The following is a 22517-nucleotide window of genomic DNA, read 5'->3' as shown; positions in this document are numbered from 1 at the left end:
CGCGGCGCAGGTCGGCGAGCACGTCACATCGCCGGGGTCCGATCATGGACGGCACCGTCCCCATGAGGTATTAAACCCCGTCGGAGGGGAGTCACGAATGCAGAAAGGTAAAGAAGCAACGCTGCGCCTGCTGATCGTCGACGACAGCGTCGACAGTGCCGAGGCGATCGTCAGCGCGCTGCGCAACAGCGGCATCGCCATCCGCCCGTTCCGGGCGCAGGGACCGGAGGAGCTGGCCGACATCGTGGCCAGGCAGGCCATCGACCTGGTCCTGTCCTCGCCCTCGCGGGTCATCCCGCAGGCACTGCTCAGCCAGCAGATCGCGGCCAGCGGCAAGGACATTCCGGTGATCCTGCTGGCCGACCGCGTGGACGAGCCGGTGCTGGTGGAATCCCGGGCGATCGGCATCCGCGCCATCGCCCTGCGCCACCGTCCCGAGCATCTGCTGGCGGTGGTGCGCAACGAGTGGACCGACCTGCAGGCGCGCCGTGGCCTGCGCCGGATCGAAGCGCAGATGCGCGAGACCGAGCGCCGCTGCGACGCGCTGATCGCGTCCTCGCGCGACCCCATCGCCTATGTCCACGAAGGCATGCACATCCGCGCCAACGACGCCTACCTGGAGATGTTCGGCTACGAGGCGTTCGAGGACGTGGAGGGCGTGTCGCTGCTGGACATGGTCGCGCCGCAGCACGTGGAGGACTTCAAGCAGCTGCTGCAGTCCCTGAGCAAGGGCGAGGCGCCGCCGCCGCAGTACGAGGTGCATGCCCGCAACCAGGACGGCAACACCTTCCCGGCGACCATGGAGTTCACCGCGGCCACCTACGAGGGCGAGTCCTGCTTTCAGGTGGTGTTTCGCCGCCGCGAGGAGTTCGACCCGGAGATGGCGCGCGAAGTCGAGGAGCTGCGCCAGCGCGACCAGGTCACCGGCCTGCTCAACCGTCCCACCTTCATGGTGCACCTGGAGAACGCGGTCGCCCAGGTCAGCCGCAGCGAAGGCCGTTACGGCTTCCTGCTGGTCGAGCCCGACCACTACGCCCGCCTGCTGCCGGACATCGGCCTGGATTCGGCCGACGCGCTGGTCGCGGCGCTGGGCCAGCACCTGGCCTCCACGCTCGGCGCGGCGCTGCCGGTGGCGCGCTTCGGCGAACACAGTTTCGCGATCCTCGCCGAGGGCGATTATCCGCACACCGCGCGGCTGGCCGAACGCGTCCGCGACGCCTTCGCCTCGCACGTCTTCAGCATCGGCGCACGCTCGGCGACGGTGACCGTCAGCATCGGCGGGGTGCAGGTCGGCGAGAAGATCGCCAGCGTCGGCCAGGTCCTGGCGCGCGCCAGCGACTGCGTGCATGCGGCCACCGAACTGGGCGGCAACACGGTCAAGGTGTTCGACCCCGGCGCCGCCGACCGGGTCGAGGAAGAGCGCATCCAGCGTTGGGTCGAGCGGATGCGCGAGGCGCTGGACAGCGATGGGTTCCAGCTGCGCTTCCGTCCGGTGATCAACCTGGTCGGCGCACCGATCCAGCTGTACGACGCCACGCTGCAGCTGCGCGGCAACGACGAGATGGTCGGGCCGGCCACCTTCCTGCCGATCGCCGAGGACCAGGGCCTGCTGGCGCCGATCAACCGCTGGCTGGTCGGCCAGGCGATCAAGGCGCTGGGCGAGCGCCGCCGTGCCGGCCACCGTACCCACCTGATGGTCCGCATCACGCCCGAATCGTTCTCCGACCCGCAGCTGCTGGCGGTGATCGGCAAGGGCCTGCAGGCCGAGGGCGTCGCCGGCGACCAGCTGTGGCTGCAGATCCCCGAGGCCAAGGTGTTCACCCACCTGCGCAACGCCCAGCAGTTCCTGGCCGACGTTTCCGCACTGGGCTGCAAGGTCGGCCTGGAACAGTTCGGCTCCGGGCTGGATTCCTTCCAGCTGCTGGCGCACTTCCAGCCGAGCTTCCTCAAGCTCGACAGCAGCTTCAGCGCCGACCCCGCACAGGCCCGCGAGCAGTTGCCCAAGACCCAGGAGATCACCGAGCGGGCGCAGTCCGAGGCGATCCTCACCATCGCCGAGTTCGTCTCCGACGCGGCCACCATGAGCCTGCTCTTCAGTGCCGGGGTGGATTACGTCCAGGGCGATTTCGTCAGCCCGGCCGGCCCGGAGATGAACTTCGAGTTCGGCTGAGCCGGGGCAGGCAGGCGGCCGTGCCCGGCGCGATGCCGGTACAGCCCCGAGCGGGGCGTGGCCCCGCTCTACCGGGAGCGGTCCGGGGGGAGCGGTAGCGCCGGGCAATGCCCGGCGGGAGGCGGCCCGGCAATGCTCCAGGCAGGCCATGGCCCGCTCCACGGGGAGCGGGCCGGGTCGGCTGCAAGGGCCGGCTTCCGCCGGCGCTTGCGCAGGTCAGGTCAGGTCGACCAGGTTGGCGATCCTCACGTCGGGGTTCACGTCGGCGTCGTAGTCGACGCCGTCGATGCCGAAGCCGAACAGGCGCAGGAAGTCGGCCTTGTAGCCGGCCAGGTCGCTGATCTCGTACAGGTTCTCGTTGGTCACCTGCGGCCACAGGTCCAGCACCCTGCCCTGCACTTCCGGCGCCATCTCCTTGTAGTCCGCGCGCAGGCGGCCTTCCTCGTCGATCAGCGCGACCGCGCGGCCCTGCCCGTCCTCCAGGCTCGGACGCAGGCGGTCGGCGGCATTGGCGCCCCCCTGCGCACCGTTGTAGAGGATGTCGTACAGGGTATCGAGCTGCTCGATGCAGCCTTCGTGGGTCCCCTGCTGCTTCATCACCTTGAACAGCAGCGACAGGTACAGCGGCATGGTGGGAATGGCCGAGCTGGCCTGGGTCACCACGGCCTTGAGCACCGACACGCGGGCGTCGCCGCCGATGTCCTGGAGCCGGCCGCGGATGGCCTTGACCTTGGTGTCGAGGTCCTTCTTGGCCGCGCCGATGGAGCCGTTCCAGTAGATCGCCTGGGTGATCTCCTCGCCGACGTAGGTGAACGCGGTGGTGGTCGCGCCCGGCGCCAGCACCCCGGCCTCCAGCAGCGCATCGATCCACATCTGCCAGTCCTCGCCGCCCATCACCTGCACGGTGCCGGCGATCTCCTCGGCGGTGGCCGGCTGCAGGGTGGTCTCGGTCAGCACTTCCTTGTCGGTATCCAGGCCGCGCAGGGTGATCGGCGCGCCGATCGGCTTGAGCGTGGAACTGATGACCTCGCCGGTCCTGGGGTGCTTGCGGCGCGGCGACGCCAGGCTGTACACGACCTGGTCGACCTGGCCGAGGTCGGCCTTGATGATCTCGATGACCTTGGCCTTGGCCTCGTCGGAGAACGCGTCGCCGTTGACGCTGCGCGCGTACAGCCCGGCTTCGTGCGCGTACTTCTCGAACGCCGCCGCGTTGTACCAGCCCGCGGTGCCCGGCTTGCTCTCGCTGCCCGGCCGCTCGAAGAACACGCCCAGGGTGGCGGCGTCGCTGCCGAAGGCGGCGGTGATCCGCGCCGCGAGGCCGTAGCCGGTGGAAGCGCCGATCACCAGGACCTTCTTCGGGCCATGGGCGAGCCGCGGCCGCGAGCGGATGTAGTCGATCTGTTCCTTGACCGCCGCATCGCAGCCGGTCGGATGGGTGGTGACGCAGATGAAGCCGCGCACACGCGGTTTGATGACCATGGAAACCTCGAATGGATGCGGAAAAACGGCGCCGCGATGCTCCGCACGCGGCGCCGAACCGGAAGGATCGTAAGGTGCGGCCGCGGTGAACACAACCGACGCCAGCGGATGGATCGCAGGTTCCGGAAGCCGCCGCGGGGGCCCCCGGCAGCGGCCGTGGCACGGGCCGCCGGGCAAAAGAAAAGCCGCGCGGTGCGCGGCTTTTCCGGGGCGCGGGAAGCCCGGCTCAGGGCCGGCGCGCCAGTTCCTCGACGTCCTTGGCCTTGGGCAGCAGGTCCTGCTTGGTGACCCGCAGCGGCCCGATGGTCAGCAGCGGGCAGGCGATGAAGATCGAGGACATCGTCGCCACCACCGCGCCGATCATCTGCGACAGGGCCAGCCCTTCCAGCGAACCGCCGCCGTAGATGTACAGCGCCAGCACCGACAGGAAGAACACCAGCGAGGTGATGATGGTGCGCGACAGGGTCTGGTTGATGGAGCGGTTCATCACTTCCAGCGGCTCCACCCGCAGGCCGCGGAAGTTCTCGCGCACGCGGTCGAACACCACGATGGTGTCGTTGATCGAGAAGCCCATCACCGACAGCAGGCCGGCGAGCACCGTCAGGTCGAACTCGCGTCCGCTCAGCGAGAAGTAGGCGGCCACGACCAGCACGTCGAACAGCGTGGTGATGGTGGCGCTGATGGCGAACTTGAGCTCGAAGCGCACGCCGATGTAGATCAGGAAGCCGATCATCACGAACAGCGCCGCATACACGCCGTTCATCGCCAGTTCCTTGCCCACCTGCGGGCCGACGAACTCGGTGCTCATCACCGTGGCGGCATTGCCGGGTACCGATATCGCCGCCAGCACCGCCTGCGCGGTGCGGTTGTTGGCCTCGCCGGCGCTGACGCCCTCGGGCACTTCCTGCGGCTGCAGGCGGATCAGCAGGTCGCTGCCGCTGCCGAAGTTCTGCACCTGGGCGCCGCTGTAGCCGGCCGTCTCCAGGTGCTCGCGCACCGCGTCGACGTCGGCCGGCTTCTCGAAGCGGACCTCCACCACGGTGCCGCCGGTGAAGTCCAGGGCGTAGTTGTAGCCCTTGAAGACGATCAGGCCGATCGAACCGAGCAGCAGCGCCGCGGCGATGAACAGCGACACCCAGCGGGTGCGCATGAAGTCGAACTGGGTGTCGTTCGGAATCAGATGCAACGGGAACAGTTTCATGATTTCGCTCGTCTTCCCGTCAGATGGCCAGGGTCTTGAGTTTCTTGCGGCGGCTGTAGACCAGCACCGCCAGGGCGCGCGACACGGTGATGGCCGTGAACATCGAGGCGATGATGCCGACGATCATGGTCACCGCGAAGCCCTTCAGCGGGCCGGTGCCGAACGCATAGAGCGCCACGCCGGCCAGGATGCCGGTGAGGTTGGCGTCGAGGATGGTGCCCGAGGCCTTTTCGTAGCCGGCGGTGATCGCCGCCTTGGCCGGAACGCCCAGCCGCAGCTCCTCGCGGATGCGCTCGTTGATCAGCACGTTGGCGTCCACCGACAGGCCGATCGACAACGCCAGGCCGGCGAAGCCCGGCAGGGTCATGGTCGCGCCGAACAGCGACATCACCGCGACCACGATCAACAGGTTGAACATCAGCGCCAGCGAGGTGATCACGCCGAACATGCGGTAGTAGATGGTGAAGAACACCAGGGTGAACAGGAACGCGTACAGCACCGCGGTGACGCCGCGCTCGACGTTCTCCGCACCGAGGCTGGGGCCGACGATCTTCTCTTCGACGAAGTCCATCGGCGCGGCCAGCGAACCGGCGCGCAGCAGCTTGGCGAGGTTGTCGGCCTCGGTCTTCTCCAGGCCGGTGGTGATGAAGTTCTTGCCCAGCGGGCTGTTGATGTTGGCCACGGAGATGACCTCCTCCTTGACCCGGAAGCTGCGCTGCTCCTTGCCGTCGACCACCGTCACCTGCGGGATGCGCTCGGTGTAGACCACCGCCATCGGCTTGTTCACGTTGACGCTGGTGACGTCGAACATGCGCTGGCCGCCGACGCTGTTGAGCGTGACCGCGACCGCGGGCAGGCCGTTCTGGTCGGTGGAGACCTCGGCCTTGACCATCTGGTCGCCGGTGACGATGGTGCGCTTGCTCAGCAGCACCGGGCGCCCGCCGCGGTCGCGGTACAGGCGCGCCTCCGGCGGGATGCGGCCGCTGGTCGCCGCGTCCTGGGCATCGCCGTCGATCACCAGGCGGTATTCCAGGGTCGCGGTCGCGCCGATCATGCGCTTGGCCTCGGCGGTGTCCTGCACGCCGGGCAGCTGCACCACCACGCGGCTGTCGCCCTGGCGCTGGATGATCGGGTCGGCCACGCCGAGCTGGTTCACGCGGTTGCGCAGCGTGGTGATGTTCTGCTCGATGGCGCCGCTGGCGATCTGGGCCAGCTCGCTGGCCGGGATGGTCACCGTGATGCGGTTGCCCGACAGGGCGTACTCCAGCGTCGGCTGCGCCTTGAACAGCACGTCGCGCGCGGCCGGGGCGCCGCCCGCGGCCGACTCCGACAGGCTCACCACGATGCTGTTGTCGCCGCGGCGTTCGACCGCCTGGTAGCCGACGCGGGCATCGCGCAGGCTGCTGCGGATGTCTTCCGCATAGGCTTCCACGCGCTTCTCCAGCGCCGCCTTCTGGTCCACCTCCAGCACGAAGTGCACGCCGCCCTGCAGGTCCAGGCCCAGCACCAGCGGCTTTCCGCCGAGGTTGTTGAGCCAGTCCGGCACGGTCGAGGCCAGGCTCAGGGCGACGACGTAGTCCTCGCCCAGGCTGTCGCGCAGCGTGTCGTTGGCCGTGGTCTGCGCCTGCAGGCTGGCCAGGCGCACCATCATGCTCTCGCCCTCGCGGGCGACCGAGGTCGCCGTCACGCCGGCGCTGGAAAGCTCGCTCTGGACCTTGTCGCGCAAGGCATCGTCGATCTGCGCGCCACGGTTGGCGGTGATCTGTACGGACGGATCCTTCTGGTAGATGTTGGGCAGCGCATACAGCGCGCTGAGCACCAGGATGGCGAGGATCAGGAAGTACTTCCAGCGTGGGAATTCAAGCATTGCGGATTCCTGCGTGAGGCCGGCGCGGCGTCACGACATGTCGGAGGGGCGGTCTCAGGCGGCGGACTTCAGCGTGCCCCGGGGCAGGATGTTGCCGATGGCACCCTTCTGCACGCGGATGCGGACATTGTCGGCCACCTCGACGGTGACGAAGTTGTCGCCGATGTCGGTGACCACGCCGGCGATGCCGCCGTTGGTCAGGACTTCGTCGCCCCTGGAGATCTTCTCCAGCATCGCCTTGTGTTCCTTCTGGCGCTTCATCTGCGGGCGGATCATCAGGAAATACATGACCGCGATCAGCGCGATCGGCAGCAGGAACGTGCCCATGCCCGGGGCGGCCGGGGCGGCCTGGGCGACGGGGAGCAGGATAGCCATCGGGTTCATCGTGTGTCCTTAACTGTCGGGCGGCGCCTGCCGGGGCCGGCGCCGCGAAACGGATTCAAGCGGGGAAGTATGCCATAGGGGCGGCCCCGGCCAATTGCAAGCCGCGGCGGCGCGGCGGGCGGTCCGCGCGTGCCCCGCGCCGACGCTCCCCGCCTCGCGGCCCTACAGGGCCGGCGGCCGGGCCCCGCGCGCTTCGTAGAAACCCTCGCGGAACGCCAGGAAGGTCCCCGCCTCGATGGCCTGGCGCATCTCGGCCATCAGCTTCTGGTAGTAGTACAGGTTGTGCAGGGTGCCCAGCATCGGCGCCAGCATTTCGTTGCAGCGGTCCAGGTGGCGCAGGTAGGCGCGGGTATAGCCGCCGCTGCAGGCCTGGCAACCGCAGCCGGGCTCGATCGGGTCCATGTCGCGCTCGTAGCGGGCATTGCGGATGCGCACCGTGCCGAACGAGGTGAAATAGTGGCCGTTGCGGGCGTTGCGGGTCGGCATCACGCAGTCGAACATGTCCACGCCACGGGCCACGCCCTCGACCAGGTCCTCCGGGCGCCCCACGCCCATCAGGTAGCGCGGGCGGTCGGCCGGCAGGACCGGGTGCAGGTGGTCCAGCATGGCGTTGCGCTCGTGCTCGGGCTCGCCCACCGCCAGCCCGCCGATGGCGTAGCCGTCGAAGCCGATCTGCTGCAGGCCGTCGGCCGAGCGGCTGCGCAGATCGACATGCACCCCGCCCTGGACGATGCCGAACAGCGCCGCGTCGTTGCCCAGTGCGTCGTGCGCGTCGCGCGAACGGCGGGCCCAGCGCAGGCTCAGCTCCATCGACCGGCGCGCCACGTCCTCGGTGGCCGGGTACGGCGTGCATTCGTCGAAGATCATCACGATGTCCGAATCCAGCACGCGCTGGATCTTCATGCTCTCTTCGGGGCCCAGGAACACCCGCGCGCCGTCGGTGGGCGAGGCGAAGGTCACGCCCTGCTCGCTGATCTTGCGGCGGTGGGCCAGCGAGAACACCTGGAATCCGCCGGAGTCGGTCAGGATCGGCCCGTTCCAGCGGCAGAAGCCGTGCAGCCCGCCGTGGTCGCCGATCACGTCCAGGCCGGGGCGCAGGTACAGGTGGAAGGTGTTGCCGAGGATGATCTCGGCACCGAGCGCCCGGACCTGGTCGGGCAGCACGCCCTTCACCGAACCATAGGTGCCCACCGGCATGAACGCCGGGGTCTGCACGGTGCCGCGCGGGAAGGACAGCTGGCCGCGGCGCGCGTTGCCGTCGGTGGTGTGGAGCGTGAACTGCAGTCTGGACATGGGTGTGTTTCGAGCGGGCTGCCGCCATTGTCGCGGATCGGCGGCGGCGGTGCAGGGAAAGCGGGCTCAGGCGCCGGGCTGCGGGAACAGCAGCATCGCATCGCCGTAGCTGAAGAAGCGGTAGCGCGCGGCGATGGCGTGGGCGTAGGCCTGGAAGACCCGCTCCTTGCCGGCGAAGGCCGAGATCATCATCAGCAGGGTGCTTTCCGGCAGGTGGAAGTTGGTGACCATCGCATCCACGCTGCGGATGCGGTAGCCCGGGGTGATGAAGATCTGGGTCTCGCCGGCGAACGGATGCAGTTCGCCCCCGGGCACCGCATCGCTCGTGCGCCAGGCGCTTTCCAGGGCGCGCACCACGGTGGTGCCGATCCCGATCACGCGGCCGCCGGCCGCCCGGGTGCGGCGCACCTGCTGCACCAGCTCGGCGCCGACATTGAGCCATTCGCGGTGCATCACGTGCCGGGACAGGTCGTCCACCCGCACCGGCTGGAAGGTGCCCGCCCCCACGTGCAGGGTGATGTGGCCGAACTGCACGCCACGCGCGCGCAGCCGCGCCAGCAGCGGGTCGTCGAAATGCAGGCCGGCGGTCGGAGCCGCGACCGCCCCGACCTCGCGGGCGAACACCGTCTGGTAGCGCTCGTGGTCGTCCAGGCCGGGCTCGCGGTGGATGTACGGCGGCAACGGCAGCCGGCCCTCATGGACCAGCCACGACTCCAGCGGCTCGGGGAGGTCGAAGCGCAGCACGTAGAACTCGCCGTCGCGGCCGAGCACCTCGGCCTCGCCGCCGGCGTCGAGCCGGATGCGGCTGCCGGGCCGGGGCGACTTGCTGGCACCGACCTGGGCGCGGGCCTGCTGGCCGCCGAGCAGGCGCTCGATCAGGATCTCGACCCGCCCGCCGGTGGCCTTCTGCCCGAACAGCCGCGCCGGGATCACCCGGGTGTCGTTGAACACCAGCAGGTCGCCGGGCTGCAGGAGTTCGGGCAGGTCGCGGACATGGTGGTCCGCGCAGGCCGCCGGCGCCGGCGGCACCACCAGCAGCCGGCTGGCCGAGCGCTCGGCCAGGGGCGCCTGGGCGATCAGCTCCTCGGGCAGGTCATAGTGGAAATCGGACTTCTTCAACGTCGCTGCATCCAACGGGCGAGCCGCCCATTGTAGGGCCGTGCACGCGCCGGCTGCGGGCGGCCGGCCGACAGGCCGGGGATACCCCGGCAGCGGTCATCCGCCGGTGCCGTGCAGGGCGCTGCCACGCCGCGCAGCGGCCGCCCTGCCTGCTCAGCGCTCGAACTTGGTCGACAGGATGATCGCGCTGGTGGTGCGCTCGACCCCGTCGATGGTGCCGATGGCGTCGGTGACCACGTCCATCTCCCCCACCCCGCCGACCACCACCATCGCGATCAGGTCGTGCGCGCCACTGACCGAATGCAGGGTGCGCACCTCCGGGAGGTCGCGCAGGGCCTTAACCACCACCGGCATCTTGCGCGGCAGCACGGTGATCGAGACATGCGCGCGCACCTGCCCCTGCTCGTAGTCCTCATGGGTGCGCACCGTGTAGCCGGCGATAACGCCCTGCTGCTCCAGCCGGTCGATGCGGCTCTGCACGGTGGTGCGCGACAGGCCCAGCCGGCGCGCGATCTGCGCGGTGGAAGCGCGCGCATCCTCGCGCAGCACGGAGAGCAGCCGCTCATCGGCCGGGGAAATCTTCACATCGGGCTCCGGTGTCGTCGATTCGACGAAATTACCCTGAATTTCGCCTGATTGGCAGCTGCAATATGCCAATAATCTCCAGATAATGTCAGGACGCTACTTTTTCCTGGAGATGAGCATGACTGTACTCGGCCCTCTTGCCGCGCTTCGCGCGCACGCCGGCACCCGCCTCACCACGGGGCTGGACGATGCCGTCGTCGAACGCCTGGCCGCCGCCCATCCCGACCTGTCCGCGGCCATCGCCGCCGCGGCCGGCGAATACGCCCGCATCAAGGACGAGGCCGCCGACCTGCTGGACCTGGACGAGAAGGACCAGATCGACGCGATGCAGGCCGGCTTCGTCAACTTCTATGCCGACGACGCGGTCGTTCCCTACATCGCCCTGGCCGCCAGCGGCCCGTGGGTGGTCTCGCTCAAGGGCGCGGTGCTGTACGACGCCGGCGGCTACGGCATGCTCGGCTTCGGCCACACCCCCGCCGACGTGCTGGCCGCGGCCGGCAAGCCGCAGGTGATGGCCAACATCATGACCCCGAGCCTGTCCCAGCGCCGCTTCGTGCGGGCGCTGCGCCAGGAGATCGGCCACACCCGCGGCGGCTGCCCGTTCTCGCACTTCATGTGCCTGAACTCCGGCTCGGAAGCGGTCGGCCTGGCCGCCCGCATCGCCGACATCAACGCCCGCCTGCAGACCGACCCGGGCGCACCGCATGCCGGAGCCACCGTCAAGCGCGTGGTCATCAAGGGCAGCTTCCACGGCCGCACCGACCGCCCGGCGCTGTATTCCGACTCCACCCGCAAGGCCTATGACCGCTACCTGGCCAGCTACCGCGGCGAGGACAGCGTCATCGCGATCCCGCCGTACGACGAGGATGCGCTGCGCAAGGTGTTCGACGACGCCAAGGCCAACAACTGGTTCATCGAGGCGGTGTTCCTGGAGCCGGTCATGGGCGAAGGCGACCCCGGCCGTGCGGTCCCGGCCAGCTTCTACAAGCTGGCGCGCGAGCTCACCCGCGCCCACGGCAGTCTGCTGCTGATCGACTCCATCCAGGCCGCGCTGCGTGCCCACGGCACCGTGTCGTTCGTCGACTACCCGGGTTACGAGACCCTGGACGCCCCGGACATGGAGACCTACTCCAAGGCCCTGAACGGCGCGCAGTTCCCGCTGTCGGTCCTGGCGGTCACCGAACACGCCGCCCAGCTCTACCGCAAGGGCGTGTACGGCAACACCATGACCACCAACCCGCGTGCCCTGGACGTGGCCAGCGCCACCCTCGCCCGGCTGACGCCGGCCGTGCGCGAGAACATCCGCGTGCGCGGCGAGCAGGCGGTGCAGAAGCTCGAAGCGCTCAAGGACAAGCTCGGCGGCCTGATCACCAAGGTCCAGGGAACCGGCCTGCTGTTCTCCTGCGAGCTTGCCCCGCAGTTCAAGTGCTACGGCAGCGACTCCACCGAGGAATGGCTGCGCATGCACGGCGTCAACGTCATCCATGGCGGCGAGAACTCGCTGCGCTTCACCCCGCACTTCGGCATGGACGAGGCCGAGCTGGACTTGCTGGTGGAGATGGTCGGCCGCGCCCTGCTCGAAGGCCCGCGCCGCACCCAGGCCGCTGCCAGCTGATCCCGCGCGTCCTGCGGGAACGGTGAATCGAAGAGGCGGCCGGATGGCCGCCTCTTCTCGTATCGGGCCCGTGCCAGCGGGGCACGGCCCCGCTCTACGGTGGTGCAGACCGTGACGGGGGTTGTAGCGCCGGGCCCCGCCCGGCGGGCCTTCCCGGACAGGTGCCAGCGGGGCGTGGCCCCGCTCTACCGTGGTGCCGGCCGCAGCGGGGGCGTAGCGCCGGGCCCTGCCCGGCGGGGCCTTCCCGGGCAGGTGGCAGCGGGGCGTGGCCCCGCTCTACCGTGGTGCAGGCCGCAGCAGGGGCGTAGCGCCGGGCCCCGCCCGGCGGGCCTTCCCGGGCAGGCGCCAGCGGGGCGTGGCCCCGCTCTACCGTGGTGCAGGCCGCGGCGGGGGGGGGGCGTAGCGCCGGGCCTCGCCCGGCGAGGCCTTGCCGGGCAGGTGCCAGCGGGACGTGGCCCCGCTCTACCGTGGTGCAGGCCGCGGTGGGGGCGTAGCGCCGGGCCCTGCCCGGCGGGCCTTCCCGGGCAGGCGCCAGCGGGGCGTGGCCCCGCTCTACCGTGGCACAGGCCGCGGCGGGGACGGTGTAGCGCCGGGCCCCGCCCGGCAGGGCCTTGCCGGGATGACGCCAGCGCGGTGCTCTACGGTTCAGGGGCATCGGCTGCCGCGACCGAGGGGGCCGCCGGCGCCTGTCCCCAGCCGCCCAGGGCCTTGTAGACGGCCACCACCGCGACATTGAGTTCGGCCTCGCCCAGCGCCAGTGCATCGTCGGCGGCCAGTTGGGTGCGCTGTGCGTCCAGCAGCGCCAGGAAATCCGATGCGCCTTCCCGATAGCGGATACCCGCGAGCGTTTCGGCGCGCTGCGCGGCCTGTGCCTGTCCGGCCAGTGCCAGCAGCCGAGCCTGCTGCCGGGCATAGCGCGCCAGGGCGTTCTCGGCGTCCTCCAGCGCCAGCAGCACGGTCTTTTCGTACTCGGCCGCCACGCCGTCGGCCTGTGCATGGCGGGCGCGTAGGCGCGCACGCACGCTGCCGTAATCGAATGCCGCCCAGCTCAGCGAGGGTGTCAACGCCCAGGCCTTGTTGCCGCCGTTGACCAGGCCGTTGGCGTCGCCGCCGAGAAAACCGACGAAGCCGGTCAAGGTCAGCCGCGGGAACAGTTCGGCCGTGGCCACGCCGACCCGCGCGGTGGCCGCGGCCAGGCGCCGCTCGGCCGCGCGCACGTCGGCACGGCGGCGCAGCAGGTCGCGGGTATCGCCGATCGGCAAGGCCTTGGCGAACGCGGCCAGCGGGCGCGGCTGCAGCAGTTCGTCCAGCGTGCCCGGGCGCTGTCCGAGCAGCACCGCCAGGCGGTGCCGGCTGGAGACCTGGGCCATGTCCAGCTGCGGGAGGTCGGCCTCGATCGCCTTCAGGCGCGCGCGGCTGCTCTGCACGTCCTGCTCGCTGCCGGCACCCAGCGTCCAGCGGGTCTCGGTCAGGCGCTGGGTGTCGCGCAGGTTGTGGAGGGTGCGCTCGGCGACCGCCAGGCGCTTCTGCGCGCCGCGCAGTTCGAAGTAGTTGCGCGCCACTTCGGCGGCCACCAGCACCTGCGCGTCGATCAGGCTGGCCCATTCGGCCTCCAGGTCGGCGTGTGCCGCTTCCGCGGCACGCCGCTGGCGGCCGAACAGGTCCAGCTCCCAGGCGGCGTCGAAGCCGAGCTGGTAGGTCTGGCGGGAGATGCGGGTGCCGTCCGGTACGGGCTCCGGGCCGGTGCGCCGTTCCCGGCTGCCGGCCGCGGTGACATGCGGGGCCTGGTCCAGGCGGCGCTCGACGAACACCGCCCGCGCCTCCCGCACGCGCGCCAGTGCGCTTTTCAGGTCGAGGTTGTCCGACAGCGCCGCGTGCACCAGTTGTTCGAGCACCGGATCATCGAACTGCGCCCACCAGCTGGCCACCGGCGATTGCGGGCTGTACACCGGAGCGGCCGCAGCCTGCAGCACCACCGGTGCCGGTGCCGGGGCCTGGTAGTCCGGCCCCACGGTGATGCAACCGGCCAGCAGCAGGCTGGCCGCGGCCGCGGCCAGCCCGCGCGCCGCCAGGGCGCGCTTGTCGTCAGTACGGGAATTCATGCGGCATGCCTCGCAGGTCAAGGATGAAGGGTCGGCTCGCCGTGTCGTACCAGCCGGCCGCCGCCGTTGCGGGCGACGAGGGTGCGCAGCGCGACATAGAACACCGGGGTCAGGAACAGCCCGAACAGGGTGACGCCCAGCATGCCGGCGAACACCGTGATGCCGGTGACCGAGCGCACTTCGGCGCCGGCGCCGTGCGACAGCACCAGCGGCACGGTGCCGGCGATGAAGGCGATGGAGGTCATCACGATCGGGCGCAGGCGCAGGCGGCAGGCTTCCAGGGCGGCATCGACGATGCCCATGCCGCCGATCTCCAGCTCGCGGGCGAACTCCACGATCAGGATCGCGTTCTTGCAGGCCAGGCCCATCAGCACCACCAGGCCGACCTGCACGAACACGTTGTTGTCGCCACCGGTCACCCACACCCCGAACAGCGCGGACAACAGGGTCATCGGCACGATCAGGATCACCGCCAGCGGCAGCGTCCAGCTTTCATACAGCGCCGCCAGCACCAGGAAGGCCAGCAGGATCGCCACCGGGAACACCACCAGGGCGGCCTTGCCCTGGGTGGCCTGCTGGTAGCTCAGGTCGGTCCATTCGGTGGCCATGCCCACCGGCAGCACCTTGTCCGCGATCTCGGTCAGCCGGGTCATCGCCTCGGCCGAGGACAGCACGCGCGGATCGGCCTCGCCGGCCAGGTCGGCCGCCGGATAGCCGTTGAAGCGCAGCACCGGGTCGGGGCCGTAGCTCTCCTTGAGGGTCACCATCGAGCCGATCGGCACCATCTCGCCGCGGTCGTTGCGGGTGCGCAGCCGGGCGATGTCCTCGACGTTGTCGCGGAACGGGCCGTCGGCCTGGGCGATCACCTGCCAGGTGCGCCCGAACTGGTTGAAGTCGTTGACGTAGGCCGAGCCCAGGTAGGTCTGCAGGGTGTCGAACAGCTCGGTCAGCTGCACGCCCTGCGCCTTGGCCTTGACCCGGTCCACCTCCGCGTCCAGCTGCGGCACGTTGGCCTGGTAGCTGCTGATCGGGAAGGCCATGCCCGGGGTCTGCGCGACCGTGCCCTGCATCGCCTGCACGGCCTCCTGCAGGGCGCCGTAGCCGAGGTTGCCGCGGTCCTCGATGAACAGCTGGTAGCCGTTGCCGTTGCCCAGCCCGAGGATCGGCGGCGGCATCATCGCGAACGCGAAACCTTCCTGCAGGCCGGCGATCTTCTGGTTGATCTCGGCATTGATCTGCGCCGCGCTGCGGCCATGGCGCTCGTTGAACGGCTTGAGCGGGATGAAGGCCACGCCGGTGTTGGGGGTGTTGGTGAACTGCAGGGCGTTCAATCCGGGGAACGAGATCGTATGCGCCACGCCGTCGGTCTCCCGGGCGATCTCGGCGACCTTGCGCAGCAGCGCGTCGGTACGGGCGATCGAGGCGCCTTCGGGCAGCTTCACGCCGGCGATCAGGTACAGCTTGTCCTGGGTCGGGATGAAGCCCGGCGGCACCAGCCGGAAGACCACGCCGGTCGCGACCAGCAGGACCGCGTACACCACGAACACCGCGCCGCGCCGGCCGAGGATGCGCGCCACGCTGCGTTCGTACGTCTCCGAACTGGACTTGAAGAAACGGTTGAACGGCCGGAACACCCAGCCGAACAGGCGCTCGATCAGGCGGCTCGGGGCGTCCTTCGGCGCGCCGTGGGCCTTGAGCAGGCGTGCGGCCAGGGCCGGCGACAGGGTCAGCGAATTGATCGCCGAGATCACCGTGGAAATGGCGATGGTGACCGCGAACTGCTTGTAGAACTGGCCGGTGACGCCGGACAGGAACGCCATCGGCACGAACACCGCGCACAGCACCAGCGCGATCGCCACGATCGGGCCGGACACCTCGCGCATGGCCTGGTGGGCCGCGGCGGTGGGCGACAGCCCGTCCTCGATGTTGCGCTCGACGTTTTCCACGACCACGATCGCATCGTCGACCACGATGCCGATCGACAGCACCAGGCCGAACAGGCTCAGCGTGTTGATCGAGAACCCGAGCAGGTACAGGGCGGCGAACGTGCCCACCACCGATACCGGCACCGCGATCAGCGGGATGATCGAGGCCCGCCAGGTCTGCAGGAACAGGATCACCACCAGCACCACCAGCGCGATGGCTTCCAGCAGGGTGGACACCACCGCCTTGATCGAGTCGCGCACGAAGATCGTGGTGTCGTACACCGCCTCGTATTTCACGTCCGGCGGGAACCCGGCCTGCATCCCGTCCAGGGTGCCGATCACGGCATCGCGGATCTCCAGCGCGTTCGCGCCCGGCGCCTGGAAGATGCCGATGCCGACCGCGTTCTTGCCGTCCAGCTGCGAACGCAGGGTGTAGTCGCCCGCGCCCAGCTCCAGGCGGGCGACGTCGGCCAGGCGCACGATCTCGCCGTCATCGCCGCTCTTGAGCACGATGTCGCCGAACTCCTGCTCGGTCTGCAGGCGTCCGCGGGCGTTGATCAGGGTCAGGAAGCGGCTGTCCGGGAGCGGCTCGGCACCGAGCTGGCCGGCCGACACCTGCACGTTCTGCTCGCGCATGGCGCGCACCACGTCACCGGCGGTCAGGCCGCGCGAAGCGACCTTGTCCGGGTCCAGCCAGGCGCGCATGGCGTAGTCGCCGCCACCGAAGACCTGCGCCTCGCCCACTCCGGGGATGCGCGCCAGCGCGTCCTTGACGTGCAGGCGGGCGTAGTTGCGCAGGTACAGGGTGTCGTAGCTGCCCTGCGGCGACGTCAGGTGCACCACCATCAGGAAGGTCGGCGACTGCTTCTGGGTGGTCACGCCCTGGCGGCGCACGTCCTCGGGCAGGCGCGCCTGCGCCTGCGCCACGCGGTTCTGCACCTTGACCGCGGCCGCATCCGGGTCGGTGCCGGGGCGGAAGGTCACGGTCATCTGCAGCACGCCGTCGGAACCGGCCACCGACTTGAGGTACATCATGCCCTCGACGCCGTTGATCGCCTCTTCCAGCGGCGTGGCGACGGTCTCGGCGATGACCTTGGGGTTGGCGCCCGGGTACACCGTGCGCACCACCACCGAGGGCGGCACGACGTCCGGGTATTCGCCGATCGGCAGGATCGGGATCGCGATCAGGCCGGCGGCGAAGATCACGATCGACAGCACCGCGGCGAAGATCGGCCGGTCGATGAAGAAACGGGAAAAATCCATGGAGGCATTCCTGGAAAAGGCGTCCGGCAGGCAACAGCCGGCCCGGCCCTCGCCGGACGGGCGAAGACGGGAGCGGCCGCCGGGACCGCCGGCAGCGGAAGGGAAACCTGGGTCGCCGGATCAGCGGGCCAGCGCGGCGGTCGCGGTGCGGCGCGGTGCCGGCGCGGCCGGCGGCTGCATCGCCACCGCCCTGGCCTGTACCGGCATGCCGGGCATGAACACCTTCTGCACCCCGTCGACGATCACCCGCTCGCCCGGGGCCAGCCCGGCCTCGACGATGCGCAGGCCCTCGGCGCTGCGGCCCAGCACGACATCCCGGCGCTGCGCGTTGCCATCCTTGTCGACCACGTACACGTACTTGCGGTCCTGGTCGGTCAGCACGGCCCGGTCGTCGATCAGCAGGGCCTGGAACTCCCCGCTGCCGAGCAGCCGCACGCGCGCGAACAGGCCCGGCGTGAACCGGCGGTCGCTGTTGTCCAGCAGGGCGCGCACGCGGATGGTGCCGGTACTGGAGGCCACCTGGTTGTCGAGGAAGTCGACCACGCCTTCGTGCGGAAAGTCCTCCTCGCCGCTCAGCGCCACCTTCACCGGCAGGGCCTGCTCGCGCTCGCTGGGGCGCTCGCCGCTGCGCGCCATCCGCGCATAGCGCAGGAAGGTGCCCTCGTCGGCATCGAAGTAGACGTGCACGGTGTCCAGCGAGACCAGCCGGGTCAGCACGCTGGCGCTGTCGCCGGCGGTGACCAGGTTGCCGGCGGTGACCATCGCATGGCCGGCGCGGCCGGCGATCGGGGCCCGCACCCGGGTGAACTCCAGCTCCAGCCGGGCCGCGTCCACCGCCGCCTGTGCCGCCAGCACCGCGGCCTCGGCCTGCTCGGCGGCGGCGCGGCGCTGTTCGGCGGTCTCGGCGGCGATGGCCTGCTGCTCGGCCAGGCGGAGCGCGCGCCCGGACTCATTGCGGGCCAGGGCGGCCTGGGTGCGGGCGCGCGCCAGCTCGGCCCGGGCGCGGTCGTACTCGGCCTGGTAGCGGCGGGCATCGATGGTGAACAGGACGTCGCCCTTCTTCACCTCCTGGCCCTCGATATAGTCCACCCGCTCGATGTAGCCGGACACGCGGGGCCGCAGCTCCACGCTCTGCACCGCCTCGACGCGGCCGCTGAATTCATCCCATTGGCTGACCGGCCGCACCAGCACCGGCGCCGCGCCGACATCCGGTGCCGGCGGCGCGCCCGCCTCCTGTGCCCGGCCGCCGCTGCAGGCGGTCAGGACGGCCAGGGCGAGCAGCGATGCGCCCGCCGGGAAAAGGCGCCGCAGCAGCGCAGGGAGGGGACCGGAGATACCGTTCATGTCATGCATCCTTGGGAGAGATCGGAGAGCGGAAAGCGGAGCGGGTCGTGGGTACGGCCGCGGGGCGGGCGAAGCAGTGTCGGCCCGGGCTGCTGACAGCCGCTGTCAGCAGGCGCACCCGGCCATCGGGCGGCGCACCGTGGCGGCCATCGCCCCCGGCGGCGGCCCGCGCGGCGCCGGGCACTGTCCCGTGCGTGGAAATTTTTCTCCCGCAGGCGGGACAAATCGGGCGGCCCGGCAGGCACCGGCACGGCGGACGCCCGCAGCGCATCGGCCGCGGGCAGCGAGTGGCCCCGTCCGCGCGGAGCCTTCCAGCACAGGCGCTTGCCCGCGCCGGGCCGGCGCACAGGCAGGCCCGGGAAGGCGGAGGACGCGGGGGTGGCAGCGGGCGGCAACGGCATGGCGACGATGGACGGGAAACGAGGGCCGTCACGTTACGCGCCGAATCCATACTTGATTAGTACGGATTGAAGGGAATAATCGTCCCGTCGCCGACACAATCCCGCCACCGAACGAGTCCCGCGCATGGCCAACGATCTCAATGACACCCTGATCTTCGTGAAAGTCGTCGAACAGGGCAGTTTCACCGCCGCGGCGCGGCTGCTCGGCCAGCCCAAGACCACGGTCAGCCGCAAGGTGCAGGAACTGGAAGCACGCCTGGGCGCGCGCCTGCTGCACCGGACCACCCGCCGCCTGGGGCTGACCGAGGCCGGCACGGTCTACTACGAGCATTGCAAGCGCATCGCCCGCGAGCTGGAGCAGGCCGAGAGCGCGGTCAACCAGTTGCAGTCCGGCCCCCGCGGCTGGCTGCGTTTCAGCGTGCCCTACTCCGTGGGCACGACCTGGATCGCACCGCTGCTGGGACGCTTCCAGGCGCAGTACCCGGACATCCGCGTGGACATGCACCTGGGCGATGAGACGCTGGACCTGATCTCCGGCGAGATCGACATGGCGCTGCGCATCGGCCCGCTGCCCGATTCCAACCTGATCGCGCGCAAGCTCGGGCGCCTGCGTACCCAGGTGTTCGCCAGCCCCGGCTACATACGCTGCTATGGCGAGCCCGCGCACCCGGACGAGCTGCGCCACCATCGCACGCTGGCGGTGCGCAACGCGCAGCAGAGCCAGGGCAACCGTTTCGCCTGGCCGCTGGCACAGGACGGCGGCGCGATGCAGGAATTCCCGGTCGAGCCGCTGCTGGTGGCCAACGATGCGTCGGCCCTGAACGCCATGCTGGTCGCCGGTGAAGGGCTGATGCTCAGCAGCGACGTGATGGCCAAGCCCTTCATCGAATCGGGCATGCTGCGCCGGGTGCTGGCCGGCTGGACCGGCCCGGACTACGACTTCAGCGCGGTGTTCGCCGGCGGCGGCATGGTCTCGCCCAAGGTCCGGGCGTTCGTCGACTTCCTGGTCGACAAACTCAACCTGGACGCCAACTACATGCTGCTGCAGTGCCCCAACGCCAAGCGCCCGCCGGGCGCGCAGCACAACTGCCAGCGCGGACTGGAGATCCCGGTGCTGCCGGTGCGCGAAGCGCTCAGCGCCTGACGCCGGCGGCGCCGCGGTCCTGCGCCGGCAACGGTGCCGGCGTCAGTAACCGCGCCCGTAGGGCCACAGCGGCACCACCTGCACTTCCTTGCAGCCGTCGTAGCGGCTGCAGCTGCCGAAGTAGCCGGGGCCGGAATAGCGCTGGCGGGCATCGCGGTTGTACGGGCTGTTGTAGAAGTCCGGGCGGTAGAGGTGGCCGGCACCGTGGTAGCGCATCGGCGTCTGCGGCGCCGAGAACGGCCGGGGAGCGAGCGCGGCCACCGGCGAGCCGGCGTCGGCCGCGGTGGTCACGTAGCCCTCCTGCGGGTCGTAGCGGACCATGCGGTAATAGACGGTCTGGCCGTCCTGTTGCCGGGTGCGCAGCGCCTGCATGCCGCCATCGGCATGGACGTAGGGCCGCCCCTCCTCGAAGACCACCTCGGACGGATGGACCTGCTCTTCCTCCAGCGGGGGCTGCGCCAGCGCGCTCCCTGCCAGCACGGCCAGCAACAGCGCCGCTCCTGCCGCGATCCGGTTCCTGCCTGCCTGCATGAGGTGTGTCTCCCTGGTGGTGGCCGCCCGCCGCATGGCGCGTGCGCCTGGAGCCCGCCGATGCCGCCGCGGTCTTCCCCCGGCGTGGCGGAGCCCCACGATTATAGGCGCCGCGGTTCCCGGCCGCATCCGCGGCGAGGTGCCTGCCCGCGTGCCGGAATGCCGCTTGCCGACGCCCAGGGACAGGCATGCCCTGCCCGCCGTGGGCCACGGCGCCGCGAGGCATTGCGGTCCCGGGGCGCTGCCGCGACCCGGGACAGGACGGCGCGGGCACGCTGCGGTACGGCCCGCGGCCGGGACCGGTCGCGGGCGTTCCCCTTTCGGCCGGGCGTTCGAGCGGCCGGCCGGTCAGGCCCGGCAACGGCGGTCGTCGCGCAATCCGACGTGCTCCCCCGGCACATGCCTGCCTCCCATCGCGGCCGTTGTCCGCGGGCGGGAGCCGCACCGGCACGTTCCCGCCGCGGCCATGGCTTTAGACTATCGGCCGTTTCCCTCTCCGAGCCGCGCCATGCCCGTCGTCGAAGTCCGCCATCCCCTCGTCCAGCACAAGATCGGCCTGATGCGGCAGGCCGCGCTCAGCACCAAGGACTTCCGCGAGCTGACCGACGAGCTGGGCACCCTGCTCGCCTACGAGGCCACCGCCGACCTGGAGACCGAATCCAGCACGGTGGCCGGCTGGGCCGGGCCGGTGGCGGTGCGGCGCATCGCCGGCGCCAAGATCACCGTGGTGCCGATCCTGCGCGCCGGCCTGGGCATGCTCAACGGCGTGCTGTCGCTGATCCCGGCCGCGCGGGTGAGCGTGGTCGGCCTGCAGCGCGACGAACAGACCCTGCAGCCGGTGCCCTACTTCGAGCGCCTGACCGGCCGCCTGGAAGAGCGCGATGCCCTGATCCTGGATCCGATGCTGGCCACCGGCGGCACCCTGATCGCGACCATCGACATGCTCAAGCGCGCCGGCGCACGGCGCATCAAGGGCATCTTCCTGGTGGCCGCGCCGGAGGGCCTGCGCGCGCTCGAGGCCGCGCATCCGGACGTACAGCTGTACACCGCGGCCATCGACGAGCGCCTCGACGACAAGGCCTACATCCTGCCGGGCCTGGGCGATGCCGGCGACCGCATCTTCGGGACCCGGATGCCGTAAGCCGCGGCAGGGACTCAACCGACCAGACGGCTGGCCTTGAGTTCGGGCAGTTCGCCGGCGGTGGCGAAGCGGCCCCTGGGGTCGCGCACCACCCGCGCCATCGCGCAGTCCGGGTCGTGGGTGAAGAACAGCTGCACGTCGCGTGCCAGCTTGTCCTCCAGGAAGGCGAGCTTCTCGTCGATCAGCAGTTCCGCGTTGCGGTCGTAGCCCATGGTGATCGGCACGTGCACCCACGAACGGCCGGGGATCAGGTCGGCGCAGAACACCACGCCGCCCCGCCGCGGGCCCTCGTCGCACTCGGGGCCGAGGATCTCGGCCAGCATCAGTCCCGGGGTATGCCCGTCGCTGAAGCTGAAGCGCACCGACTCCCCCAACACCTGCGAGTACGCCCCGGACACGACCTCCAGCCGGCCGCTGTCCTCCAGCAGGCCCGGCAGTTCGGCGATGAAGCTGGCCCGGTCGCGCGGGTGCGGATGGCGCGCGCGCTCCCAGTGCGTGGCGCCCACCACGAAGGTCGCGTTCGGGAACAGCAGCTCCGGCGGCCGGCCCTCCGAGAACGGCGCCAGCAGGCCGCCGGCATGGTCGAAGTGCAGGTGGCTGAGCACCACCACGTCGATGTCCTCGTGCTCGAAGCCGGCCTCGCGCAGGGAATCGATCAGCACATGCCGCGGTTCCTGCACGCCGTAGCGCTCGCGCAGCCGCGGCTCGAAGAAGGCGCCGATGCCGGTCTCGAACAGCACCGTCTTGCCGCCGAGCGGGCTGGCCAGCAGCGCCCGGCAGGCCAGTTCGATGCGGTTGGCCTCGTCGGCCGGCGCCCAGCGTTCCCATACGGCCTTGGGCGCATTGCCGAACATCGCGCCCCCGTCCAGCTTCTGGCTGTTGCCACGGATCGACCAAAGTTTCATGTGAAAAATTCTACCGCCGCCGCGTTAAATATTCGAAAGCCGGCACGG

16 protein-coding genes are annotated in these 22517 nt (G+C 70.4%); 4 read left to right on the top strand and 12 right to left on the bottom strand.

Annotated features, from left to right (window positions below; all coding sequences use genetic code 11):
* The first annotated feature begins 97 nt into the window (after nt 1–97).
* Nucleotides 98–2170 (top strand): GGDEF/EAL domain-containing response regulator, encoded by a 2073-nt coding sequence (locus tag K5L01_RS03715; RefSeq protein WP_250062047.1) that lies wholly within the window; start codon nt 98–100, stop codon nt 2168–2170.
* Between the two features lie 216 nt (nt 2171–2386).
* Here K5L01_RS03715 and fabV read toward each other — a convergent pair whose 3' ends face one another.
* The 7 genes from fabV to K5L01_RS03680 all read right to left on the bottom strand — a co-directional run bounded on the left by fabV (nt 2387) and on the right by K5L01_RS03680 (nt 10098).
* Nucleotides 2387–3649 (bottom strand): enoyl-ACP reductase FabV, encoded by a 1263-nt coding sequence (fabV, locus tag K5L01_RS03710; protein ID WP_250062045.1) that lies wholly within the window; start codon nt 3647–3649, stop codon nt 2387–2389.
* 226 nt (nt 3650–3875) lie between these two features.
* The gene (gene secF, locus K5L01_RS03705; RefSeq protein WP_250062044.1) at nt 3876–4850 is read right to left on the bottom strand and encodes a protein translocase subunit SecF; all 975 of its coding nucleotides are present in this window, start codon (nt 4848–4850) and stop codon (nt 3876–3878) included.
* Nucleotides 4851–4869: 19 nt separating this feature from the next.
* Complete coding sequence (gene secD / locus K5L01_RS03700) at nt 4870–6717, bottom strand: protein translocase subunit SecD (RefSeq protein ID WP_250062043.1); 1848 nt, start codon at nt 6715–6717, stop codon at nt 4870–4872.
* 54 nt (nt 6718–6771) lie between these two features.
* A complete protein-coding gene (gene yajC, locus K5L01_RS03695; protein ID WP_250062042.1) occupies nt 6772–7101 on the bottom strand; it encodes a preprotein translocase subunit YajC in 330 nt (109 codons plus the stop codon).
* A gap of 162 nt (nt 7102–7263) precedes the next feature.
* Nucleotides 7264–8394, bottom strand: a complete 1131-nt coding sequence (gene tgt, locus K5L01_RS03690; RefSeq protein ID WP_250062041.1) for a tRNA guanosine(34) transglycosylase Tgt — start codon at nt 8392–8394, stop codon at nt 7264–7266.
* A gap of 66 nt (nt 8395–8460) precedes the next feature.
* Nucleotides 8461–9513: a tRNA preQ1(34) S-adenosylmethionine ribosyltransferase-isomerase QueA gene (gene queA / locus K5L01_RS03685; RefSeq protein WP_250062040.1), complete on the bottom strand. Its 1053-nt coding sequence runs from the start codon at nt 9511–9513 to the stop codon at nt 8461–8463.
* A gap of 153 nt (nt 9514–9666) precedes the next feature.
* A complete protein-coding gene (locus tag K5L01_RS03680; RefSeq protein ID WP_250062039.1) occupies nt 9667–10098 on the bottom strand; it encodes an Lrp/AsnC family transcriptional regulator in 432 nt (143 codons plus the stop codon).
* 118 nt (nt 10099–10216) lie between these two features.
* On the opposite strand from K5L01_RS03680, the gene K5L01_RS03675 reads away from it, so the two are divergent.
* The gene (locus K5L01_RS03675; protein ID WP_250062037.1) at nt 10217–11713 is read left to right on the top strand and encodes an aminotransferase class III-fold pyridoxal phosphate-dependent enzyme; all 1497 of its coding nucleotides are present in this window, start codon (nt 10217–10219) and stop codon (nt 11711–11713) included.
* Nucleotides 11714–12351: 638 nt separating this feature from the next.
* Here the strand turns inward: K5L01_RS03675 and K5L01_RS03670 are convergent.
* The 3 genes from K5L01_RS03670 to K5L01_RS03660 all read right to left on the bottom strand — a co-directional run bounded on the left by K5L01_RS03670 (nt 12352) and on the right by K5L01_RS03660 (nt 18347).
* Nucleotides 12352–13815 (bottom strand): efflux transporter outer membrane subunit, encoded by a 1464-nt coding sequence (locus tag K5L01_RS03670; RefSeq protein WP_425603823.1) that lies wholly within the window; start codon nt 13813–13815, stop codon nt 12352–12354.
* Between the two features lie 17 nt (nt 13816–13832).
* Complete coding sequence (locus K5L01_RS03665) at nt 13833–17003, bottom strand: efflux RND transporter permease subunit (RefSeq protein ID WP_250062035.1); 3171 nt, start codon at nt 17001–17003, stop codon at nt 13833–13835.
* A gap of 120 nt (nt 17004–17123) precedes the next feature.
* Nucleotides 17124–18347, bottom strand: coding sequence for an efflux RND transporter periplasmic adaptor subunit (locus K5L01_RS03660; protein ID WP_250062033.1), 1224 nt, complete (start codon nt 18345–18347; stop codon nt 17124–17126).
* A gap of 525 nt (nt 18348–18872) precedes the next feature.
* Here K5L01_RS03660 and K5L01_RS03655 point away from each other — a divergent pair.
* Nucleotides 18873–19892: a LysR family transcriptional regulator gene (locus tag K5L01_RS03655; RefSeq protein WP_425603822.1), complete on the top strand. Its 1020-nt coding sequence runs from the start codon at nt 18873–18875 to the stop codon at nt 19890–19892.
* A 42-nt stretch (nt 19893–19934) separates the two neighbouring features.
* On the opposite strand, the gene K5L01_RS03650 is transcribed toward K5L01_RS03655, so the two are convergent.
* Entirely contained in the window at nt 19935–20423 is a 489-nt protein-coding gene (locus K5L01_RS03650) for a hypothetical protein (RefSeq protein WP_250062031.1), read from the bottom strand.
* A 508-nt stretch (nt 20424–20931) separates the two neighbouring features.
* Between K5L01_RS03650 and upp the strand changes: the two genes are divergently transcribed.
* Complete coding sequence (upp, locus tag K5L01_RS03645; protein WP_250062029.1) at nt 20932–21564, top strand: uracil phosphoribosyltransferase; 633 nt, start codon at nt 20932–20934, stop codon at nt 21562–21564.
* Nucleotides 21565–21578: 14 nt separating this feature from the next.
* On the opposite strand, the gene K5L01_RS03640 is transcribed toward upp, so the two are convergent.
* Nucleotides 21579–22469 (bottom strand): MBL fold metallo-hydrolase, encoded by an 891-nt coding sequence (locus tag K5L01_RS03640; RefSeq protein ID WP_250062027.1) that lies wholly within the window; start codon nt 22467–22469, stop codon nt 21579–21581.
* Between the last annotated feature and the right edge of the window lie 48 nt (nt 22470–22517).

The sequence above is a fragment of the Stenotrophomonas mori genome, from assembly GCF_023556335.1.
GTDB classification, from domain to species: domain Bacteria; phylum Pseudomonadota; class Gammaproteobacteria; order Xanthomonadales; family Xanthomonadaceae; genus Stenotrophomonas; species Stenotrophomonas mori.
The sequence above is the reverse complement of the archived record's forward strand: the minus strand, read 5'-3'. Positions and strand labels throughout refer to the sequence as shown.

What these genes read in the sequence shown, in the direction of transcription:
- K5L01_RS03640 (WP_250062027.1), bottom strand. Translation starts at nt 22,469, where the DNA reads ATGAAACTTTGGTCGATCCGTGGCAACAGCCAGAAGCTGGACGGGGGC.
- K5L01_RS03715 (WP_250062047.1), top strand. Translation starts at nt 98, where the DNA reads ATGCAGAAAGGTAAAGAAGCAACGCTGCGCCTGCTGATCGTCGACGAC.
- K5L01_RS03655 (WP_425603822.1), top strand. Translation starts at nt 18,873, where the DNA reads ATGGCCAACGATCTCAATGACACCCTGATCTTCGTGAAAGTCGTCGAA.
- secD (WP_250062043.1), bottom strand. Translation starts at nt 6,717, where the DNA reads ATGCTTGAATTCCCACGCTGGAAGTACTTCCTGATCCTCGCCATCCTG.
- K5L01_RS03670 (WP_425603823.1), bottom strand. Translation starts at nt 13,815, where the DNA reads ATGAATTCCCGTACTGACGACAAGCGCGCCCTGGCGGCGCGCGGGCTG.
- secF (WP_250062044.1), bottom strand. Translation starts at nt 4,850, where the DNA reads ATGAAACTGTTCCCGTTGCATCTGATTCCGAACGACACCCAGTTCGAC.
- K5L01_RS03660 (WP_250062033.1), bottom strand. Translation starts at nt 18,347, where the DNA reads ATGAACGGTATCTCCGGTCCCCTCCCTGCGCTGCTGCGGCGCCTTTTC.
- upp (WP_250062029.1), top strand. Translation starts at nt 20,932, where the DNA reads ATGCCCGTCGTCGAAGTCCGCCATCCCCTCGTCCAGCACAAGATCGGC.
- K5L01_RS03665 (WP_250062035.1), bottom strand. Translation starts at nt 17,003, where the DNA reads ATGGATTTTTCCCGTTTCTTCATCGACCGGCCGATCTTCGCCGCGGTG.
- tgt (WP_250062041.1), bottom strand. Translation starts at nt 8,394, where the DNA reads ATGTCCAGACTGCAGTTCACGCTCCACACCACCGACGGCAACGCGCGC.
- K5L01_RS03650 (WP_250062031.1), bottom strand. Translation starts at nt 20,423, where the DNA reads ATGCAGGCAGGCAGGAACCGGATCGCGGCAGGAGCGGCGCTGTTGCTG.
- K5L01_RS03675 (WP_250062037.1), top strand. Translation starts at nt 10,217, where the DNA reads ATGACTGTACTCGGCCCTCTTGCCGCGCTTCGCGCGCACGCCGGCACC.
- yajC (WP_250062042.1), bottom strand. Translation starts at nt 7,101, where the DNA reads ATGAACCCGATGGCTATCCTGCTCCCCGTCGCCCAGGCCGCCCCGGCC.
- fabV (WP_250062045.1), bottom strand. Translation starts at nt 3,649, where the DNA reads ATGGTCATCAAACCGCGTGTGCGCGGCTTCATCTGCGTCACCACCCAT.